The following is a 19680-nucleotide window of genomic DNA, read 5'->3' as shown; positions in this document are numbered from 1 at the left end:
CCGGGTAGTCAGTCCGGTTTGCGCAGGGTGAAGGCGTACCGGCCCAGGCTGAAGAAGTAGTCACCCGCGGCGGCCAGCTCCCGCAGCTCCCCGCTCCAGGCCCGGGTCCGTTCCACGCGGGCGCGCGGGTGACCGGCGAGGAACGCCTCGATGAAACCGACCTGCCAGTAGCTGTACCTGCCCGGGTCAAGCTCCCGGTCCACGAAGGTCAGCGTGGTCAGCGGCTCCTCCTCGAATCCCGCCGTCCGCAGCAGCGGCCCCAGTTGCTGCGGAAGGCGGGGGTGGGCGACGTGGTCCTCCCAGAGTTCCAGGACGTCCCGCATCCGCTCGCGATCGGCCGAGCGCCACACCAGCGAGTCCCAGTCGGTGTCCAGGACCACGGCACGGCCCCCCGGCCGCAGCACCCTGAACAGCTCGTCCAGCGCCCGCCCGATGTCCTCCACGTACTCGTAGACCTGCACGGCGACGGCCGCGTCGAACGTCGCGTCCGGGAAGGGAATGCTCTCGGCGCGCCCGGTCCTCAGGTCGACGGCGCCCCGCGCGGCGGACGCGGTGGCGTCCGCGCAGCGCTCCCGGGCCAGTGCCAGCATGGATTCGCTGATGTCGATGCCGCAGACGCGCCCCGTGGGGCCGGTGTCCTCGCGCAGTTCGGAGAGCAGATAGCCGGGCCCGCACCCGACGTCGAGGAGCGTGCTCCCGGCCCGCACACCGAGCTGACGGCGCAGGTGCCGACGCTGGGCGACCATGTCGGCGGTGTGCGCCTCCGTGTCGGCCTCGGTCGCCCGCTCCCCGTCGAAACGGAGCAGCCCCGTCACGAGAGCGAGCCCTCCGCGGGAGCGGGACCCGGCCGCCGGGGCTCCGCGGGCCCCGTGGCGGCCAGCCACCGCCGCGCCCGGTCCACGGGGAGGTCGGTCAGCTCCTGTGCCTCCCCCAGGTACCGGGAGGGGTCGAGGAGGGCGTCCACGTCGGTGGCGGAGAGCCACTTGGTGACGGTGGCGTCCGCAAGGAGGCAGTCACGCAGCCGTGTGCCGTCGCTCCGGGCCCGCTGGCTCAGCTCGTACACCAGGGCGTGCGCGCTCTGCCTGCCGATCGACGGTGTCAGGGCCAGCATCACCGCCTCCGTACAGAGGGATTCGGCCGCGGCCCGCGTGTTCGCGGCCATCCGCCCGCTGTCGACCCGCAGCCCGGCAAGGACGTCGTTCAGCGTGCCGAGGGCGGCCAGTGTGTAGTGCGATACGTCGGCGACCGCGACCCACTCCATCCGCAGGCCGCGCGAGTCCCGCTCGTGTTCCTGCACCATGCTCTCGATCCCGAGGGCGGCGTGGGAGCGGGCGAGCCGGGCAAGGAGCACCACCTGGGCGGAGCGCTCCGGATTGCGCTTGTGCGGCATCGTGCTGCTGCCCACCCGGCCGTACTGCCACCCCTCGGACACCTCGCCGACCTCAGGACGCGACAGCACCCGTATCTCGTCGGCGATGCGCGCCAGCGTCCCCGTGAGCATCGCGAGGGCGGTCCCGAACTCGGCCACCCGGTCCCGGGCGGCATGCCAGCCGACCATGGGCACCCCGAGCCCCAGCTCCTCGGCGAACAGTTCAAGCAGCTCGCGGCCGCGCCCGCCGAACCCCGCCATGGTGCCGACGCCCCCGGACAACTGGGCCGTCAGGACCCGGGGCCGTAACTGCCCAAGGCGCTCCGCGTGCCGGAGCAGTTCGTCGAGCCAGCCGGCGACCTTGAGCCCGAACGTGATCGGCAGCGCCGGCTGTCCGTGCGTGCGCCCCGGCATCTGGCTCTCCCGGTGCTCCACGGCGAGGTCGGCCAGAACCGCCGCCATGGTCCGTACCCCGGCGTCCACCTCCGCGAGCACCTCGCGCATCTCCAGGGACTGCGCGGTGTCCTGAATGTCCTGGGTGGTCGCCCCGAGATGCACCATCTCCCCCGCCGTGCCCTCGCACGCCCCCTCCAGGCCGCGCAGCAGCGGCACCAGCGAGTGGCCCGTCCGACGGAACTCGGGGGCCAGGGCGGCGAGGTCGATGCGCCCCGGCTCGCCCGCACGGGCCACCTCCGCCGCGGTGCCCGGGGCGACCATCCCCAGCCGCTCCTGGCACGAGGTGAGCGCCGCCTCCACCCGCAGCCAGCGCTGTAGTCGGCACCGGTCGCAGAAGATCCTTCGGCTCTCCTGCGTCGCGTAACCCCCGCCGTGGAACAGGGAGTCGGTGATGTGGGCGCGCTCGTGTCCACACGGCTCGCGCCGCCCGTCGTGCCGCAGGCGCTGGTCAGAAACAGCCATGAATCCTCGCATCCTGGAGGTTGCTAGCTTCCCCGTCAGAACCGTTCGGTGCCAACATGCCCATCTCTGCGACACGCGCCAAGGCATCCGACCCGGTCCTGCCCCCGAGCTAGACCGCTTCCAGCCGATTGAGGCTCACGACCGACACCCGCGTACGTTACGAGGCACCCACCACCAGCCACCGTGCGGGCAGTTCGATGCGCGTGCCGTCCGGTCTGAACTCCGTGGACGTCAGCGGGAGTTCGGCGCCCGCAAGGATCGTGAGCCCGGCCGCCTCGACCTCCTCGTCCACCGTGGCGTCGACCGCCTCGGCGGGGGCGAGGCCGTGCGCGAAGATGGGGGCCAGCTTCGGCGGCGGTCCCGTGGGGCTCTGCACCAGGCCCAGCAGGACGGGGCGGGCCGCCTCCGAGAGTTCGACGAGGAAGGCGCGGCCGCGGTCGCCGAGCAGCGTGGCGATGCTGTCGAGCAGCGGCCGCCGGTCGGCGGGATCGCACTGGTGGAGGACGCCCCGCATGTAGATGTTCACGTCGCCGACCTCCGCGTGCAGCTGCTCCGCCTCGCTCGTCGCGGCCACGTCGAGCTGCCGGAAGTCGACCTGTCCCGCCGGGTCCGCGCGCCGGGCGTGGTCGAGGGCGGCCGCCGACAGGTCGATGCCGAGGACGCGCGGGAAGCGGTCGGCGAGGAAGCGCGTCTGGGTGCCGTTGCCGCAGCCGAGGTCGACGAGGGGCAGCCCCGCGGCGCTCATGTGCGGTTCGAAGAGCGCGAGATGGAGCCCTGCGGTGAGGGCGGGTTCGGCGTCCCAGAAGACCGCTCCCGGATCGTCGGGGGCATCCCGCCAGAACCCCTCCCAGGCCTCTCTGTACCGGCTCGTGACGCTCATGTCCGTGCTCCCCGGGGTGCGACGAGAGCCGCCGAAGCCGGCGACAAGATCGGTCTACCGCGCCCCGGGCACGCGGACAAGACGCCCGCGCGTTTCCTTCACCGTTCATTCGATGCGTGGCCGCCGGGCGTGCGCCCGATCAGGCGTCATCTAGCGGCGCGGCAGGCCCAGTTCGAACCACACCGTCTTCCCCTGGCGCGTCCGGCTCGTGCCCCACTCCTTCGCCAGGGCGCTCACCACGCGCAGGCCGCGCCCGAACTCGTCGCCGGGGCCCGCGCTGAGCAGGGTCGGCAGCGTCTGGTCGTCGTCCTCGACCTCGCAGAGGAGTGCGCCGGAGCGGACCAGGCGCAGGTCGATGCGGCTGCTGCGGGAGTGACGCACGACGTTGGTGACGAGCTCGTCGACGAGCAGTTCGGCGGTATCGCTCAGGGACTGCAGGGACCACGCCCGCAGTTGGGCGCGGACCAGCTCGCGTGCCCTGCCCACCTCGCTGGGGTCGACGGCGAGCCGCTGGTGCGCGACGTCCCTGGCCTCGATGCCGTTGAGCCTGGCCATCAGGAGCGCCACGTCGTCCTTGCGGCCGCCCCGCGTGTTGAGCGCGCGGATGATCGTGTCGCAGGCGTCGTCCATGGAGGCGGCGGGGTGCGCGGCGGACTCGGTGAGCGTGGCGAGGCCGACGCCGATGTCCTCGCCGCGCACCTCGACGAGGCCGTCGGTGCACATGAGGAGCCGGTCGCCGGGCGCCACCCGCACCACGACCGACTCGAAGGGCACGCCACCGACGCCGATGGGCGCGCCCGTGGGCAGGTCGAGGAGTTCACTGCGGCCGTCCCCGGCGCGGACGACAACGGGTGGGATGTGTCCGGCGTTGGCGAGGTGCAGCTCGCTCGCGATCGGGTCGTAGACCGCGTACAGGCACGTCGCCAGATAGTGCTCGCCGAGGCGCTGCGCCAGGTCGTCGAGGTTGCGCAGGAGCTGCTCCGGGGGCAGGTCGAGGGCGGCCATGGTCTGCACGGCCGTACGCAACTGGCCCATCATGGCGGCGGAGTTGAGGCCGTGGCCCATCACGTCGCCGACGACGAGCGCGGTCCTGGATCCGGGCAGCTTGACGGAGTCGAACCAGTCGCCGCCGACCCGGCCGAGGAGCGTGCCGGGCAGATAGCGGGTCGCTATGTCGCAGCCGGACATCCGGGGCTGGATGTGCGGCAGCATGCTGTCCTGGAGGGTGTCGGCGACGCTCTCCTGGTACGTGTACATGCGCGCGTTGTCGAGCACGAGGCCCGCGCGGGCGGCCAGTTCGGCGCCGGTGACACGGTCCATGTCGTTGAAGACGGGCCGCTCCCGGTGACGGAGCAGGATCATGAACCCGAGCACCACATTGCGCGCCTTCAGGGGCACGACGAGCATCGAGCGGTGGTTGATGAGCGGGCGGATGTCGCGCTTCTCGAACTGGGAGGCGATGGCGTTGCCCATCTCCTCGGTGATGCGCGGTACGAGCACCGGGTCGCCCGAGGTCATGCACTGGAAGAACGGCGTGTGCACGGGGAACGGCATGGACTCTCCGACCGGCACCACGTCGTCCCAGCGCCCCGGCTCGTCGGTGTGCTCCAGAGCGACCCGGTGCCACATGGTGGTCTCGTCAGGGACGCCCTCGGGGAACCCCTCTCCGGCGACGACCTGTTCACGCAGGTAGGTACCGGCGACGTCCGTGAAGCGCGGCACGACCGCCTTGCTGACCTCCACGATCGTCCGCGACAGGTCGAGCGAGGAACCGATGCGCCCGCTGACCTCGTTGAGGAATTCGAGGTGCTCGCGCACCGCCGCGTACTCCAGGTCCTCCGCCTCGTCGTCCACCGCGTCCGGGGCCACCGGCAGCCCGGCGGCGGCGGCCTGCGCGGCGCGCTGTCTGCGCTCCTTGCGCTCGGCCCGGCGGGCGACGCCCCAGTCCGGGGTGACGGGTACCCGGTCGTGGCGGCTGAACTCCAGGACGGGATAGCCCAGTTCGAGGACCTGCGAGACGATCCTGGCGCTCTCGCCCACGCTCATGCTCGGCAGGATCTCGGGGAGCCGGGCCGCGAGTTCGTCCGCGCCGGGGAAGTCGGTGTGCAGCGCGAAGGCGGGCGCGATCCGCTCCACCAGTTCGTCGTGCTGCTCGTCGTGCTGTCCGGCGTGCAGCCGCGCGGCGTCGGCGGCGAGCACGAGGAGCCGCTCGGGGCCGGGGCCGACCAGCGGATACGCCCACCACAGCACGTCGACCCTGCGGCGGCCGCCGCCGTCGCCAGGGCCGGTCAGCCGGGCGCGCCCCGCCGCCGGGTAGGAGATGCGTCCGTCGAGGGAGGTCTCCAGGTCGGGGCCGAGTCCGTCGTACGCCCCATAGGGCTCGCGGTCCTCCTGGAGGGCGCCGTGCACCGGGAGCAGATCGCCCACCGGGCGGCCGACGGCCTCCTCCTTGCCGTACCCGAAGAGGCGGCGCGCACCGATGCTCCAGTGCGATACGAGGCCCGCTCCGTCGACCACGACCACGGCGAGAGGGATGCGCCCGGACGCGGCACTCTGCGTCACCGGCTCACCTGGAGTGCCTTGTTCCATGGCTTCTGCTCCTTCCCGCGGCAGCACAAGATCTGAGCCGCCACCAACCACCGTACGGCCGCCGCGGGTTGCCGTGCCGGGCAATGCGGGAATTGCCCGGCAGGACCGGGGCACCGGCGCACGCCCCCTGGCACTCGGTCCCCTGGCACTCAGTCCTCTGGCACTCAGTCCTCGTGGCCGAGCTGGAGGTCCCGCTCCGTGCGGCCGCCGCCCGCGACCTGGAGGACGGTGGCGACCGGCGGGTAGCCCGCCGCGATCACGGTGTACTCGCCGGACGACAGGTCGACGAAGCGGAAGGTGCCGTCCGCTCCGGTGGTCAGGGTGTCGACGACGTTCCCCGCCGCGTCGAGCAGGGTCACGCGCGCGTCCTCCACGGGCCGTCCGCCGCTGGCCCGCACGGTGCCGCGCAGTACGGCGCCGCCCGCGAGCTCCACGTCCTGGCGGGTCTCGCGCGAGGCCTGCACGCTGACGGGCAGCGCGGCGGGGCGGAACGCGGGGGCGCTCGCCGCGAGCGTGTACTCGCCTGCCACCAACTCCGTGATGACGTAGCCGCCTTCGCGTCCGCTGCGGGTGCTGGCGACGACCTCGCCGCGGACGTCGGTGAGGGTGACGGCGGCGTCCCTGACGGGGGCGCCGTCGGCGGTCACCACGGTCCCGGCGAGGCGCCCCGCCCCGCCGAGGACCACGTCGAGCTCGACGGGCCGCTCGCCGACGGTGACGGTGACGGCCTGCGGCTGGTGTCCGCCCGCGGCCGCGATGAGGACGAAGGAGCCCGTGCCCGGCGTGGACAGCGCGTACCGGCCGTCCTCGCCGCTCGCGCCGCGCCCGATCTGCTGCCCTCCCACGTCGATGAGGGTGAGGGCCGCGCGGGGCACCACGGTGCCGTCGGGGTGCTGCACGGTGCCGCAGACCGGGACTCCCGCGGCGTACGGCGCCGTGCGGGCCTGGGGTACGGGCGTGGGCCCGGCGGCGGTTGCGTGGGAGGAGGCGGCGCTGGACAACAGGGGGGTCTCCTTGAGGAAAAAGGCGAGCAGCATGCCGAGGACGAGCACCGGCACCAGATAGAGGAAGATCCGCGGCATCGCGTCGGCGTAGGCCTGGATGTAGCCGTCGCGCAGCGACGCGGGCAGCGTGTGGACGAGCTGCGGGGTGATGGACTCGGCGTCGGGCAGGGCCCGTCCCGCACCGGCGGGGATCCGGTCCCGCAGCGCGTCGGCGAGCCGGTCGGCGAAGAGCGTGCCGAAGATCGCGGCGCCCACGCTGCCGCCGATCTGCCGGAAGTAGTTGTTGGCGCTGGTGGCGGTGCCGAGGTCGGCGGGGCGCACCGCGTTCTGCACGGCGAGGACCAGGACCGGCATGACCAGGCCGATGCCCGCGCCGAGCACCGCCATCCAGATGCTGTACTCAAGGCGCGAGGTGTCGACTTCGAGCCGCGAGAGCAGCCACATGCCGACGACGGACAGGGCGCCGCCGACGATCGGGTAGATCTTGTAGCGCCCGGTGTGGCTGATGAGCTGCCCGGAGACGATCGACGCGCCGACGATGCCGCCCATCATCGGCAGCATCAGGAGGCCGGACTCGGTGGCACTGGCGCCGTCGACCATCTGCAGGAAGGTCGGCAGATAACTGGCCGCTCCGAAGAGGGCGATTCCGATGACCATGCCCACCAGAGAGGTGACGTTGAAGACCGGATCACGGAAGAGGCGCAGCGGAATGATCGGTTCTGCGGCGAACTTCTCGGCGACCAGGAAGAGCACGCTCGCCACGACGGCCCCGGCGCCGAGCCCGAGGATCACGCGGTCGCCCCACTCGTACTCGGTACCGCCCCAACTGGTGAGCAGCACGAGGCAGGTGGAGGCGGCGGCGAGCAGCAGCGCGCCGAGCACGTCGAGCCGGCCCCTCGCGGTGGGCTTGGGCAGCTTCAGGACGAGCGTGACGACAAGGAGGGTGACGAGGCCGAAGGGCACGTTGAAGTAGAAACACCAGCGCCAGGAGACGTGGTCGGTGAAGAAGCCGCCGAGGAGCGGGCCCGCGACCGAGGCGAGGCCGAACGCGGCGCCGATCAGGCCCATGTAGCGGCCGCGCTGCCGGGGCGGCACGATGTCCGCGATGATCGCCTGGACGCCGATCATCAGGCCGCCCGCACCGGCGCCCTGGAGCGCGCGGAAGGCGATGAGCTGGTCCATCGTCCGCGACCAGCCCGCGAGCGCCGAGCCGATGACGAAGATGACGATGGCGAACTGGAAGACGCCCTTGCGCCCGTAGAGGTCGCCGAGCTTGCCGTAGATGGGCAGGCCGATGGTGGAGGTGAGCAGGTAGGCGGTGATCGCCCAGGACATCTTGTCGAGGCCGTGCAGCTCTCCGACGATCTTCGGGAGGGCGGTGGCGACGATCATCTGCTCCAGTGCGGCGAGCAGCAGGGCGAGCATCAGGCCGACGAAGACCATCCGTACGCCGCTGGGGCTGAGCCCGTGACCCGCCGGGTCCGGAGCCTCCGGTGGCCCCTGGCCGTGCCCCCGGTCGTCCCCCGCCGGGGGCGTGTCGCCCTCGTCGCGGTGCCGCTCGTCCCGGTCGAGCCGCTTGCTCCGCCCGTCCTGTCCGGCGACCTTCACCAGCGTCGTCCCGCCCACGTCCTGCTCCCCTCGTCGCGCCTGCGCCGCCCATTTCTCGCATTACGCGACAACAGCGAGCAAGCGCGACGAGTCGCCCTCGCGCGGGGCCTCAGGAGCGTAAGCGCCGGTAGGAGCCCTACGGCGTACAACGGAGCCGAGCGGAAAACCACTCGAAACGGTGAGCGTGAAAGCAACCCTGATGGGTTACGCGGGAGTTGGGCGGGCGAGCGGCACCGGCCGCCCGCCCGCCGCGGGTCCTACTTCTCGACCTCGGCGGCGAGATTGCCGAGCACGTTGTCGTAGATGCGTGCGAGGCCCTTGGGCGCGAACGTCTTCTCGAAGAAGCCGCCGATGCCGCCCGCGCCGTTCCACACGGTGGTGACGACGACCCGGGACTTGCCCTCGCCCGCCGGGGTCACCGTCCAGGTCGTGACCATCGAGGAGTTGCGGTCCTTCTCGACCAGCTCGCCGTCGGTGGGCTCGCTGACCTCGAGGAGGCAGTCGCGGATCCGCTTGCTGGTGGCCTGGAGCTTCCAGTGGACGAGGGTGCCCTGGCCGTCGCCGCCCTCGCGCACCTCGTACTCGCTGAAGTGCTCTGAAAGGAGCTTCTCGCGCGTGCCGTTGTAGTCGGCCAGCGCGTCGAAGACGTCGTCAGGCTTTGCCGTGATGGTCCGCTCCGCGACCGCTTCGACCTGCGCCATTGCACTTCCTCCAGCATGTGTGTTTCTCGGGGGCTTCGTGGAAAGCCAACCACCCTGCGCACCGGCCTCCCAAATCGGGTCCCTGGTAGCGGGCTTGCTCGGCCCTGAGCCCTCGCCCCTCAGCCCGGCAGGAGCCGGAGCGAGATCCACAGTGCGAGTGTCGACAGGACGAGGGCGGCGGGTGTGGTGAGGAGCCCGAGGCGGGTGAAGCGCCCGAGGTGCACCTCGTGGTCGTGCTGGTGGGCGATGCGGCGCCACAGGAGCGTGGCGAGGGAACCGGCGTAGGTGAGGTTGGGTCCGATGTTCACGCCGATCAGGACGGCGAGGACGGCGCCGGGGCCGCCCTGCGCGGCCAGCGGGACCAGGGCGAGGACGGCCGGGAGGTTGTTGATCAGGTTGGCGAGCAGCGCGGCGACCGCGGCGGTGCCGAGCAGCGCGGGCAGCCCCGTGCCGTCCGGCAGGACATGGCCGAGGGCGTCACCGAGTCCGTTGTCGACGACGGCCCTGACGACGACGCCGAGGGCGAGGACGAAGGCCAGGAACGGCAGCGAGGCGGAGCGCAGGATCGCCACCGGTGTCGTACGACGGCGGACGAGCGACCGGACCGCGAGGACGGCCGCCCCGGCCGCGGCGGCCCACGCGGGGTCGACGCCGACGGTGGAGGCCACCGCGAACCCGGCGAGCGTGACCGCGACGGTCACGAGGGCGAACAGCGGCATCTCCGGCGGCTCCGCGGCCTCGGCGCCTTCGGCAGGGGCGTCGAGGTCGGCGGCGAAGAACCGCCGGAAGACGACGTACTCGACCGCGATGGCGACCAGCCAGGGCAGCGTCATGAGCAGCGCGAACCGGGTGAAGCTCAGGCCGGTCGCGGTGAAGGCGAGGAGGTTCGTCAGGTTCGAGACCGGCAGCAGGAGGGACGCGGTGTTGGAGAGGTGGGCGCTCGCGTAGACGTGCGGCGCGGGCCGGGCGCCCATGCGGGCGGCCGTGGCGAAGACGACCGGGGTCAGCAGGACCACGGTGGCGTCGAGGCTCAGGGCCGCGGTGATCACGGAGGCGAGCGCGAAGACGGCGCCGAGCAGTCGGCGGGGGTGTCCTGCGGCCCGGCGCGCCATCCAGCTGCCGCAGGCGTGGAAGAGCCCTTCGTCGGCGCAGAGCTTGGCAAGGACCAGGACGCCCGCGAGGAAGCCGATCACGGGGCCGAGCCGCGCGGCCTCGTCCCGTACGTCGTCGAGCGGGATCGCCCCGCACGCGATCACGACACCGGCGGCGGGCACGGCGAAGGCGGCCTCGGGCCAGCGGAAGGGGCGGACGACGGCGCAGCTGAGCACCACGGCCAGGGCGGCGACGGACAGGGACTCGACGAGCATGCCTTTGATCATGCATCGCCCGCCGCCCCGCCCGGCCGCCGCCCCGCGCCGGGCTCCCCTACGGCAGCGTCGGGCCGGACCCGACTGCGCGGAAGCGGGCGATCGTCCCGTCGTCGCTCCAGCGGTGCAGCCCGGCCTTCTCCAGGACGCGGACGGAGGCCGGGTTGGACAGTTCGACGTCGGCGTGGACCACGGTGACTCCCGGTACGGCGAGGGCGGCCGTCACCAGGGCGCGGGCGGCCTCGGGGGCGTAGCCGCGGCCGCGCCGCGAGGGCACCACGCCGTAGCCGAACTCCACCGCGCCCTCGCTCGGCGGCCAGAGCAGGCTGATGGAGCCGACCACCAGACGGCTCTCCCGCTCGATGATCAGGCGGTGGCCGTGCGCTCCCGGCACGTCGGGCTGCCCGGCGGCGAAGCCCGCGATGACGCGGTCGCCGTCGGCGGGGAAGTCCGCCGCCCAGTGGCCGGGCCGCTCGTCGCGGACGACGGCGGAGACGTCGTCGAGGGACCAGTCCCGCAGGACGAGGCGCTCGGTGATCAGGTCCGTACCGGCGAAGGGGAGAGTGGGGGAAGAGGGATGAGAAGACACGCGACACTCCAGGTCGTTCGGACGACCGGGCCGCTCGCGGTGGGCTCTGTCGCCTCAGAATCGCGGGGCCCGGACAGGGGCATGCTGACGAAGCGTCCGGCGGGCCATATTCATCAACCTCCCTCGTCGCGGTCCGATGGCGCGTGTGTGCACGTGTGGGTGTGTACGTCCCCTGGACACGTCGCGCGTGACATGACCCTACCAAGCGCACCTCGCCCACACACGCTCTCCGGACCCGGCTCGCACGATCAAGGGAACACATGTTCTATTCTGTGGTCAGTGCTACCGAGGAGGCGTCATGCGCTGGGAGAACCTCTCCGACGAGCCACGTCCGGGGACCGTCGACGCCGCGCTGTTCGGCGCGGACGCGGTGACCACCAGAACCTTCGACACCCCTGAGTTCAGGGGAATCACCTTTCACGAGGTCCGGGCCAGGTCGATCGTGAACCGCGTGCCGGGCGCGTCCCGCATGCCGTTCGAATGGACGGTCAACCCCTACCGGGGGTGCACGCACGCGTGCGTCTACTGTTTCGCGCGCAAGACCCACAGCTATCTGGACCTGGACACCGGCCTCGGCTTCGACAGCCAGATCGTCGTCAAGGTCAACGCCGCCGAGCTGCTGCGGCGCAGGCTCGCCTCGCCGCGCTGGCACGGCGAGCACATCGCCATGGGCACGAACGTGGACTGCTACCAGCGCGCGGAGGGCCGCTACCGCCTGATGCCGGGCATCATCGAAGCGCTGCGGGACCACGGAAACCCCTTCTCGATCCTGACGAAGGGCACGCTGATCCTGCGCGACCTCGATCTGCTCCGGCAGGCGGCCGCGGTGACAGACGTCGGGATCTCCGTGTCCGTGGGCTTCACCGACGAGGAGTTGTGGCGCACCGTCGAGCCGGGCACACCCGCTCCGGAGCGGCGCCTCGACGCGGTCCGCACCCTGAGCGAGCACGGCATCGGCTGCGGCGTCCTGATGGCACCCGTCATCCCGTTCCTGGGCGACCACCCCGACCAGCTGCGCGCCACGGTGCGGGCGGTCGCCGCGTCCGGCGCGACCTCCGTGACCCCGCTGGTCCTGCATCTGCGGCCGGGCGCGCGCGAATGGTTCATGGCCTGGCTCGGGCGGCACCACCCGCACCTGGTGCGGCGGTACGAACGGCTCTACGCGGAGGGGGCCTACGCCCCGAAGTGGTACCAGCGCCGCATCACCCGGCACGTGCACGAGCTGGCCGAGGAGTTCGGGATCGGCCCCACGCGCGCGGCGGCGGCACGACGGATCCGCGTCCCCGAGGCGGCCGGACCCACGGCCGAGTCCACGGTCGGCCCCACGCAACTCACGCTGCTCTGAGGCGACGTGCCCCCTTTCGGGTCATTTCCCGCCGGATCAGCCCCTTCCAGACGCGGTTTCCGGGAGCATGCGCCAAGGTTCGCGGCCTACCGGGCCCCGAACCCATCGCTCTGGGAGGCCGGATGAAGAAGCGCACCGTCGTACTCTGCTCAGTCGCCGCCGTGGCGGCGGGGATGGTGACAGCGGTGCCGCCCGCAGCGGGCGCCCCGGCCGCCTCGTACACCGTCCCCGCCCCGGCCCCGGCCCCGTACGCACAGGCGCACACCCCGCTCCCGTGGAAGAAGTGCGCCACCAAGAACAGCCCGACGCTGCAGTGCGCGTCGCTGAAGGTGCCGCTCGACCACCAGGACCCGGGCGGCAGACGGATCACTGTCGCCCTCTCCCGCGTCCCGCACACCGCGAAGACCTCCCAGGGGCCGCTCCTGGTGAACCCCGGCGGGCCGGGCGGCAGCGGGCTGAGCATGGCGGGGTTCGTCGCCAGGAAGCTCCCGAAGAAGGTGGCGGCGCAGTACGACGTGATCGGCTTCGACCCGCGGGGCGTGGGCAAGAGCAAGCCCGCGCTCAACTGCCGCCCCGGCCACTTCTCCCCCGTACGCCCCGCCACCGTCCCCACCACGCCCGCCCTGGAGCGCGCCAACCTCGACAGGGCACGGGAGTTCGGGCAGGCGTGCTCTTCGAAGTACGCGGACATCCTGCCGTTCATCGACACGGTGAGCGTGGTGCAGGACATGGACGACATCCGCGCGGCCCTCGGCGCGCACCGCATCAGCTACTACGCCTACTCGTACGGCACCTACTTGGGCGCCCTCTACGGAAAGCTCTATCCGCACCGGGTGCGCCGCATGGCGCTGGACTCCCTCGTCGACCCGACGGGCATCTGGTACGACGACAACCTCCGCCAGGACTACGCCTTCGACGCCCGCCACAAGGCGTTCATGGCCTGGATCGCCCGGCACGACGCGGCGTACGGCCTCGGCAGGGACCCGGGCAGGGTCGAGGCCAAGTGGTACGCGATGCGGGACGCGGTCACCAAGAAGCCCGCGGGCAAGAAGGTGGGCGGCGCCGAGCTGGAGGACACCTTCATTCCCGGCGCCTACTTCAACGGCTACTGGCCCGCCCTGGCCGAGGCGTTCGCGGCGTACGCGAAGGGCGGGAAGAGCGCCCCGCTCGTCAAGGCGTACGAGAGGTTCGGCGCCGTGGACGCCGCGGGCGAGAACGGCTACAGCGTCTACACGGCCGTGCAGTGCCGGGACGCGCAGTGGCCGCGCGACTGGGGCACATGGCGCGACGACAACGAGGCGGCGCACGAGAAGGCGCCGTTCTCCACCTGGAACAACGCCTGGTACAACGCCCCGTGCGCGTTCTGGCCGACACACCACCTGAGCGCGCCGGACACCTCCAACTCCGCACTGCCGCCGGTCCTGCTGTTCCAGGCGACCGAGGACCCCGCCACCCCGTACGACGGCGCCGTCACCCTGCACCGCAAGCTGCACGACTCCCGTCTGGTGGTCGAGCAGGGCGGCGGCAACCACGGCGTCACCCTGAGCGGAAACGCCTGCCTGGACCGGCACTTGGCCGCGTACCTGGCGGACGGCGAGGTGCCGGAGAGCGGCGGCGAGGTCGACGCGGTGTGCGACGCGCTGCCGGACCCGAAGCCCGCGAAGGCCGGGAAGGGTGCGTCGGGGTCCGGCCGCGGGGCGCTGTCACACCCATGGTCCACCATGGGGGCATGAGCGGACTGACCCGCATCAGCGCCCCGAAGGCGTCACCCCCGCCACCGCGTACACCCATGTCGTCTTCGAGGACGTCGTGAAGCTGACGTACTTCGTGACGGACATGGCGCACATGCCGGCCGCGCGGGAGGCGCGGAACGCGCCCGCACCTCACTCCGGCAGCCGGGCCAGCGCCGCCGACGCCGCGGCCGCGAGGCGGGGGTGGCCGCGCGCGGCCATGAGGACCGGGCGGGCCCGCCCGTCCCCCAGCGCCCCGAGCCCCTCCACGCACGCCAGGGCGATCTTGCCGTAGGGGTCGTGCGGCGCCAGTCTGCGCTGCAGCGTGGTGATGAGCGCGGGCGCCGACTCGGGGGCGCGCAGCTCGGTCAGCAGGCGCACGGGATACAGCGCGTAGGCGATACGCAGTTCGTTCGTGGCGAGGGCGGCCGCCGCGCGCGCCGTGCGCGGGTCGCCGAGCCGCGCCAGGGCGTGGGCCGCGGCGGCGCACCGCGGCGGGTCCCGGTGGTTGAGGAGGAGGACGAGCGACTCGAAGGCCCTGCGGTCCCCCGCGACGCCGAGCCTGACCGCCACCAACTCCCGCGCCCACAGGGGCTGGCCGGGCGAGACGAGCGCCTCGGCGAGCTCATCGGGATCCCCGGCGGCGACCAGCCTCTCGTACTCCCGCGACCCGCCCGCCTCGGCCCGTAAGCGTTCCGTCACCGTGCGCAACTCCTCATCCATGGCGCGAGCCTAAGCCTTATGTGCGGTCGCGATGTAGATCACAGGCACCGGGAAACATCGCGGGCTGGCGCGCTCGTTACTCGCCGGTTAGTCTCATGTGAGCGGGGCACCCTCCCTGTAGCAGTCTTCTTGTCTCGTGGCGGCCTGGTGACGCAGCCGCCGCGAGTGTTGGTCGGTTCGGTACTTCAGGTACCTCAGTACGACGTGGCTCCGGGACAGAGCCGGTCGGCTCCCCTCACCGGGCGTGCCCTGCGCGCCGCCCGGACACGACACGCACCACTTCCCGCCCGCCGTGCGGCAGTTGCCGTACTCGCGCGCGCCCCTCAGTCGTCACTCTCTTCCTGGAGTCCACGCATGGACACTCCCCTGAACACCGTCGCCGTCATCGGCCTCGGCACCATGGGCACCGGCATCACCGAGGTCCTGGCCCGCGCGGGCCGCGAGGTCATCGGCATCGACATCAGCCAGGCGGCGGCCGCCCGCGCGGTCGAGTCCCTGGAGGCCTCGACCGCCCGCGCCGTGCGCCGGGAGCGCCTCACCGAGGAGGAGCGCCGCGGCATCCTCGCCCGCTTCCGCACCTTCACCGACCTGCGGGCCGCGGCCGACGCGGACCTGGTCATCGAGGTCGTCCCGGAGTCGTACGAGATCAAGCAGCAGGTCGTCCGCGAACTCGACACCGTCGTGCGCCCGGGAACGATCATCGCGACCGGCACCAACGCACTGTCCGTGACCCGCCTCGCCGCCGAATCGGGGCGCCCCGAGCGGGTGCTCGGCCTGCACTTCTTCAACCCGGCACCGGCGATGAAGCTCGTCGAGATCGTCTCGTCCGTGCTGACCGCGCCCGCCGCGGTCGCCGCCGTCACCGATCTCGCGTACGCGCTAGGCAAGGAGCCCGTCGCGGTCGGCGACCGGCCCGGCTTCGTCGCCGACGGGCTGCTCTTCGGCTATCTCAACCAGGCCGCCGCGATGTACGAGGCGAAGTACGCCTCGCGCGAGGACATCGACGCCGCGATGAAGCTGGGCTGCGGGCTGCCGATGGGCCCGCTCACGCTGCTCGACCTGATCGGCGTCGACACCGCCCGCACGGTCCTCGACGCCATGTACGCGGAGTCCCAGGACCGCCTGCACGCGCCCGCGCCGATCCTCAAGCAGCTCAGCGAGGCGGGGCTGACCGGCCGCAAGGCGGGCCGCGGCTTCTACACGTACGCCGCCCCCGGCAGTACGGAGGTGGTGCGCGACGCGCTGACCCCGCCACAGGACGAGGTGCGGGGGCCGGGGCGCAGCGTCCGCTCGGTGGGGGTCGCGGGCTCCGGGACGATGGCGTCGGGCATCGCGGAGGTCTTCGCCAAGGCCGGTTTCGACGTGGTGCTCGCCGCCCGCTCACAGGAGAAGGCCGAGACGGCCAAGTCCCGGATCGGCAAGTCCCTGCTGCGCTCCGTCGACAAGGGCAGGATGACGGCCGAGGCCGCGGCGGTGGCGCTGGAGCGGATCACCCCGGCCGGGTCGTACGAGGCGTTCGCCGACGTCGATCTGGCCCTGGAGGCCGTCGCCGAGGACCTGGAGATCAAGCGGCAGCTCTTCGCGACGCTCGACAAGATCTGCAAGCCCGGCGCGATCCTGGCGACCACGACGTCCTCGCTGCCCGTCGTGGCCTGCGCCCGCGCCACCTCGCGCCCGCGCGACGTGATCGGCATGCACTTCTTCAACCCGGCACCGGCGATGAAGCTGGTCGAGGTGGTCCGCACCGTGGTGACCGCGGACGACGTGCACGCCACCGTCCGCGAGGTCTGCACGAAGATCCGCAAGCACCCGGTGGACTGCGGCGACCGCGCGGGGTTCATCGTGAACGCGCTGCTGTTCCCCTACCTCAACAACGCGATCAAGATGGTGGAGGAGCACTACGCGACGCTGGACGACATCGACGCCGCGATGAAGCTCGGCGGCGGCTACCCCATGGGCCCCTTCGAGCTCCTGGACGTCGTCGGTCTCGATGTCTCGCTGGCGATCGAGAAGGTCCTGCACCGCGAGTTCCGCGACCCGGGCCTGGCCCCGGCGCCGCTGCTCGAGCATCTGGTGGCCGCGGGCTGCCTCGGCCGCAAGACGGGTCGTGGCTTCCGCGAATATGCCCGGCGCTGAGCCGGCCGAGGGGCGCCCGGAGGATCGGACGGACTGGGGCGGGCTGCTCGGGCCCTCGGGCAGCCCCGTCCCTCAGGAGCACCTCGCCGCGCACATGCAGTACGTTCATGGCATGTCCAAGGCCGCCAAATCCTCACGCACCGCAAGCCCCGACGCTCCGGAGAGTGCCGCGGGCAGCCGTGCCGCCGCCCAACGGCTCAAGATGCGCCGGGAGCTGGCGGCCGCGGCCATGGAACTCTTCGCGTCCAAGGGGTACGAGGCGACGACGGTCGACGAGATCGCCGCCGCCGCGGGCGTCGCGCGCCGGACCTTCTTCCGGCACTTCCGCTCCAAGGAAGAGGCGATCTTCCCGGACCACGACGACACCCTGATCCGGGCGGAGGCGGTGCTCAACGCCGCGCCGCCGCACGAGCACCCGCTGGACACGGTGTGCCGGGGCATCAAGGAAGTCATGAAGATGTACGCGGCGTCGCCCGCGGTCTCCGTGGAGCGCTACCGCCTCACCCGCGAGGTCCCCACGCTCCGTGAGCGCGAGATCGCCTCGGTGGCCCGCTATGAGCGGCTGTTCACCCGCTATCTCCTGGGCCACTTCGACGAGCAGGCGCACCACGACGGCAACGACGACCCGCTGCTCGCCGAGGTCGCCGCCTCCGCCGTCGTCACGGCCCACAACCACGTGCTGCGGCGCTGGCTGCGGGCGGGCGGCCAGGGCGACGTGGAGACCCAGCTGGACCACGCCTTCGCGATCGTGCGCCGCACGTTCGGCAGCGGCATCGGCGCGGGCCGCGACACCCTGCCGGCCTCGGCGGCGGCGAGGGCCTCGGCGCAGGGCGAGGTCCTGGTCACGGTGGCCCGCACGGACGCGCCCCTCGACGAGGTCATGCGGACCATTGAGAAGGCCCTGCGCGAACACTCGTAAAGGCCCTGCGCGAGCACTCGTAAAGGCGTTTCGCAGGCATTCATAGTCACCCTTTTATCCCGTTTTGCCCGTGAATTTTTAGGGGGCGCTACCGGCCGGTAGCGCCCCCTTTGCCGTGCCCTCACCCCCTCTGACCTGCACTGATCGATCATCGGTCAAAAACTAATGGCACCCAGTGTCTTGCCCGTTGGCACGCGGTGCCATACGTTGATGGTGTCCGGGCGGCCGGCGTGCAGAGATCTCCCGTACGTCGGCTGTCCCCACAAGCCACGGCTCGTGCGCCCGGACGCCTGCGTCACAGGCACCTCCCACGCCCCACCAAGGCGTCGCCGAGCACCACCCTTCGCCGAACCGACGGCACACCCTCCACCGCAACTTCAGCACCCGACGCAACCCTCAAGAGCGTTCCCCTCAGACGCTTCTTCGCCGGAGGCAACACCGTGAAGGAAATCCTGGACGCGATTCAGGCCCAGACCGCGACCGCGAGCGGCTCCGCCGCGGTCACGTCCGCCGACTTCGCCGCTCTCCCCCTGCCCGACTCGTACCGCGCGATCACCGTGCACAAGGACGAGGCGGAGATGTTCGCGGGCCTCGACACCCGCGACAAGGACCCGCGCAAGTCGCTCCACCTCGACGACGTGCCGATCCCGGAACTCGGTCCCGGTGAGGCCCTGGTGGCCGTCATGGCCTCCTCGGTCAACTACAACTCCGTGTGGACCTCGATCTTCGAGCCCGTGTCCACGTTCAGCTTCCTGGAGCGGTACGGCAGGCTCAGCGAGCTCACCAAGCGCCACGACCTGCCGCACCACATCATCGGCTCCGACCTGGCGGGCGTCGTGCTGCGCACCGGGCCCGGCGTGAACGCCTGGCACCCGGGCGACGAGGTCGTCGCGCACTGCCTGAGCGTCGAGCTGGAGTCCTCCGACGGACACAACGACACGATGCTCGACCCCGAGCAGCGCATCTGGGGCTTCGAGACCAACTTCGGCGGCCTCGCCGAGATCGCGCTCGTCAAGTCCAACCAGCTGATGCCGAAGCCGGGCCACCTCAGCTGGGAGGAGGCCGCTTCACCCGGCCTGGTGAACTCCACCGCGTACCGCCAGCTCGTCTCGCGCAACGGCGCCGGCATGAAGCAGGGTGACAACGTGCTCATCTGGGGCGCGAGCGGCGGACTCGGCAGCTACGCCACGCAGTTCGCGCTCGCCGGCGGCGCCAACCCCATCTGTGTCGTCTCCAGCCCCCAGAAGGCGGAGATCTGCCGCGCGATGGGCGCCGAGGCGATCATCGACCGCAACGCCGAGGACTACAAGTTCTGGAAGGACGAGCACAACCAGGACCCGCGCGAGTGGAAGCGGTTCGGCAAGCGCATCCGTGAGCTCACCGGCGGCGAGGACGTCGACATCGTCTTCGAGCACCCGGGCCGCGAGACCTTCGGCGCCTCCGTGTACGTCACGCGCAAGGGCGGCACGATCGTCACCTGCGCCTCGACGTCCGGGTACAACCACGAGTACGACAACCGCTACCTGTGGATGTCCCTGAAGCGCATCATCGGCTCGCACTTCGCCAACTACCGCGAGGCCTGGGAAGCCAACCGCCTGATCGCCAAGGGCAAGATCCACCCGACGCTCTCCAAGGTCTACGCGCTGGAGGAGACCGGCCAGGCGGCCTACGACGTGCACCGCAACCTCCACCAGGGCAAGGTCGGCGTCCTCGCCCTGGCACCCGAGGAAGGCCTCGGCGTGCGCGACCCCGAGATGCGGGCCAAGCACATCGACGCGATCAACCGCTTCCGCAACGTCTGA

Annotated in this window: 14 protein-coding genes; 5 read left to right on the top strand and 9 right to left on the bottom strand. The window is 71.8% G+C overall.

Annotated elements, in window-relative coordinates:
* Positions 1-8: 8 nt before the first annotated feature.
* From ABZ953_RS32450 to ABZ953_RS32415, 8 genes are all read right to left on the bottom strand, one after another.
* Positions 9-815 (bottom strand): methyltransferase domain-containing protein, encoded by an 807-nt coding sequence (locus ABZ953_RS32450; RefSeq protein WP_361731521.1) that lies wholly within the window; start codon positions 813-815, stop codon positions 9-11.
* Positions 812-2287 carry an adenylosuccinate lyase family protein gene (locus ABZ953_RS32445; protein WP_361731518.1) on the bottom strand — a complete coding sequence of 492 codons (1476 nt, stop codon included), beginning with the start codon at positions 2285-2287 and terminating at the stop codon, positions 812-814. Before ABZ953_RS32445 ends, ABZ953_RS32450 begins: the two co-directional genes overlap by 4 nt.
* A 157-nt stretch (positions 2288-2444) precedes the next feature.
* Positions 2445-3167: a methyltransferase gene (locus ABZ953_RS32440; RefSeq protein ID WP_361731515.1), complete on the bottom strand. Its 723-nt coding sequence runs from the start codon at positions 3165-3167 to the stop codon at positions 2445-2447.
* A gap of 150 nt (positions 3168-3317) precedes the next feature.
* Positions 3318-5756: a SpoIIE family protein phosphatase gene (locus ABZ953_RS32435; protein ID WP_361731513.1), complete on the bottom strand. Its 2439-nt coding sequence runs from the start codon at positions 5754-5756 to the stop codon at positions 3318-3320.
* Positions 5757-5920: 164 nt separating this feature from the next.
* Positions 5921-8386 (bottom strand): MFS transporter, encoded by a 2466-nt coding sequence (locus ABZ953_RS32430; RefSeq protein ID WP_361731511.1) that lies wholly within the window; start codon positions 8384-8386, stop codon positions 5921-5923.
* Between the two features lie 239 nt (positions 8387-8625).
* Entirely contained in the window at positions 8626-9069 is a 444-nt protein-coding gene (locus ABZ953_RS32425) for an SRPBCC family protein (RefSeq protein ID WP_361731508.1), read from the bottom strand.
* A 119-nt stretch (positions 9070-9188) separates the two neighbouring features.
* Complete coding sequence (locus ABZ953_RS32420; protein ID WP_361731505.1) at positions 9189-10436, bottom strand: arsenic transporter; 1248 nt, start codon at positions 10434-10436, stop codon at positions 9189-9191.
* A gap of 58 nt (positions 10437-10494) precedes the next feature.
* Positions 10495-11025, bottom strand: coding sequence for a GNAT family N-acetyltransferase (locus ABZ953_RS32415; RefSeq protein ID WP_361731502.1), 531 nt, complete (start codon positions 11023-11025; stop codon positions 10495-10497).
* Between the two features lie 298 nt (positions 11026-11323).
* Here ABZ953_RS32415 and ABZ953_RS32410 point away from each other — a divergent pair, with 298 nt between their 5' ends.
* Both ABZ953_RS32410 and ABZ953_RS32405 read left to right on the top strand, forming a co-directional pair.
* Positions 11324-12370 carry an Rv2578c family radical SAM protein gene (locus ABZ953_RS32410; RefSeq protein ID WP_361731499.1) on the top strand — a complete coding sequence of 349 codons (1047 nt, stop codon included), beginning with the start codon at positions 11324-11326 and terminating at the stop codon, positions 12368-12370.
* Positions 12371-12492: 122 nt separating this feature from the next.
* Positions 12493-14103, top strand: a complete 1611-nt coding sequence (locus ABZ953_RS32405; RefSeq protein ID WP_361731496.1) for an alpha/beta hydrolase — start codon at positions 12493-12495, stop codon at positions 14101-14103.
* Positions 14104-14253: 150 nt separating this feature from the next.
* Here the strand turns inward: ABZ953_RS32405 and ABZ953_RS32400 are convergent, their stop codons facing one another.
* On the bottom strand, positions 14254-14823 hold the full coding sequence (locus ABZ953_RS32400) for an adenylosuccinate lyase (protein ID WP_361731493.1): 570 nt from the start codon (positions 14821-14823) through the stop codon (positions 14254-14256).
* A 354-nt stretch (positions 14824-15177) separates the two neighbouring features.
* Here ABZ953_RS32400 and ABZ953_RS32395 point away from each other — a divergent pair, with 354 nt between their 5' ends.
* The 3 genes from ABZ953_RS32395 to ccrA all read left to right on the top strand — a co-directional run bounded on the left by ABZ953_RS32395 (position 15178) and on the right by ccrA (position 19680).
* On the top strand, positions 15178-16959 hold the full coding sequence (locus ABZ953_RS32395; protein ID WP_361731491.1) for a 3-hydroxyacyl-CoA dehydrogenase family protein: 1782 nt from the start codon (positions 15178-15180) through the stop codon (positions 16957-16959).
* A gap of 112 nt (positions 16960-17071) precedes the next feature.
* Positions 17072-17878, top strand: coding sequence for a TetR family transcriptional regulator (locus ABZ953_RS32390; RefSeq protein WP_361731488.1), 807 nt, complete (start codon positions 17072-17074; stop codon positions 17876-17878).
* A 440-nt stretch (positions 17879-18318) separates the two neighbouring features.
* Positions 18319-19680, top strand: a complete 1362-nt coding sequence (gene ccrA / locus ABZ953_RS32385; protein ID WP_361731486.1) for a crotonyl-CoA carboxylase/reductase — start codon at positions 18319-18321, stop codon at positions 19678-19680.

The sequence above is a fragment of the Streptomyces sp. NPDC046465 genome (assembly GCF_040646035.1).
Taxonomy (GTDB): domain Bacteria; phylum Actinomycetota; class Actinomycetes; order Streptomycetales; family Streptomycetaceae; genus Streptomyces.
Note: the sequence above shows the minus strand (reverse complement) of the source record. Positions and strands in the feature narration are given on the sequence as shown.

What these genes read in the sequence shown, in the direction of transcription:
- ABZ953_RS32445 (WP_361731518.1), bottom strand. Translation starts at nt 2,287, where the DNA reads ATGGCTGTTTCTGACCAGCGCCTGCGGCACGACGGGCGGCGCGAGCCG.
- ABZ953_RS32440 (WP_361731515.1), bottom strand. Translation starts at nt 3,167, where the DNA reads ATGAGCGTCACGAGCCGGTACAGAGAGGCCTGGGAGGGGTTCTGGCGG.
- ABZ953_RS32435 (WP_361731513.1), bottom strand. Translation starts at nt 5,756, where the DNA reads ATGGAACAAGGCACTCCAGGTGAGCCGGTGACGCAGAGTGCCGCGTCC.
- ABZ953_RS32425 (WP_361731508.1), bottom strand. Translation starts at nt 9,069, where the DNA reads ATGGCGCAGGTCGAAGCGGTCGCGGAGCGGACCATCACGGCAAAGCCT.
- ABZ953_RS32420 (WP_361731505.1), bottom strand. Translation starts at nt 10,436, where the DNA reads ATGCTCGTCGAGTCCCTGTCCGTCGCCGCCCTGGCCGTGGTGCTCAGC.
- ABZ953_RS32410 (WP_361731499.1), top strand. Translation starts at nt 11,324, where the DNA reads ATGCGCTGGGAGAACCTCTCCGACGAGCCACGTCCGGGGACCGTCGAC.
- ABZ953_RS32405 (WP_361731496.1), top strand. Translation starts at nt 12,493, where the DNA reads ATGAAGAAGCGCACCGTCGTACTCTGCTCAGTCGCCGCCGTGGCGGCG.
- ABZ953_RS32400 (WP_361731493.1), bottom strand. Translation starts at nt 14,823, where the DNA reads ATGGATGAGGAGTTGCGCACGGTGACGGAACGCTTACGGGCCGAGGCG.
- ABZ953_RS32395 (WP_361731491.1), top strand. Translation starts at nt 15,178, where the DNA reads ATGGACACTCCCCTGAACACCGTCGCCGTCATCGGCCTCGGCACCATG.
- ABZ953_RS32390 (WP_361731488.1), top strand. Translation starts at nt 17,072, where the DNA reads ATGTCCAAGGCCGCCAAATCCTCACGCACCGCAAGCCCCGACGCTCCG.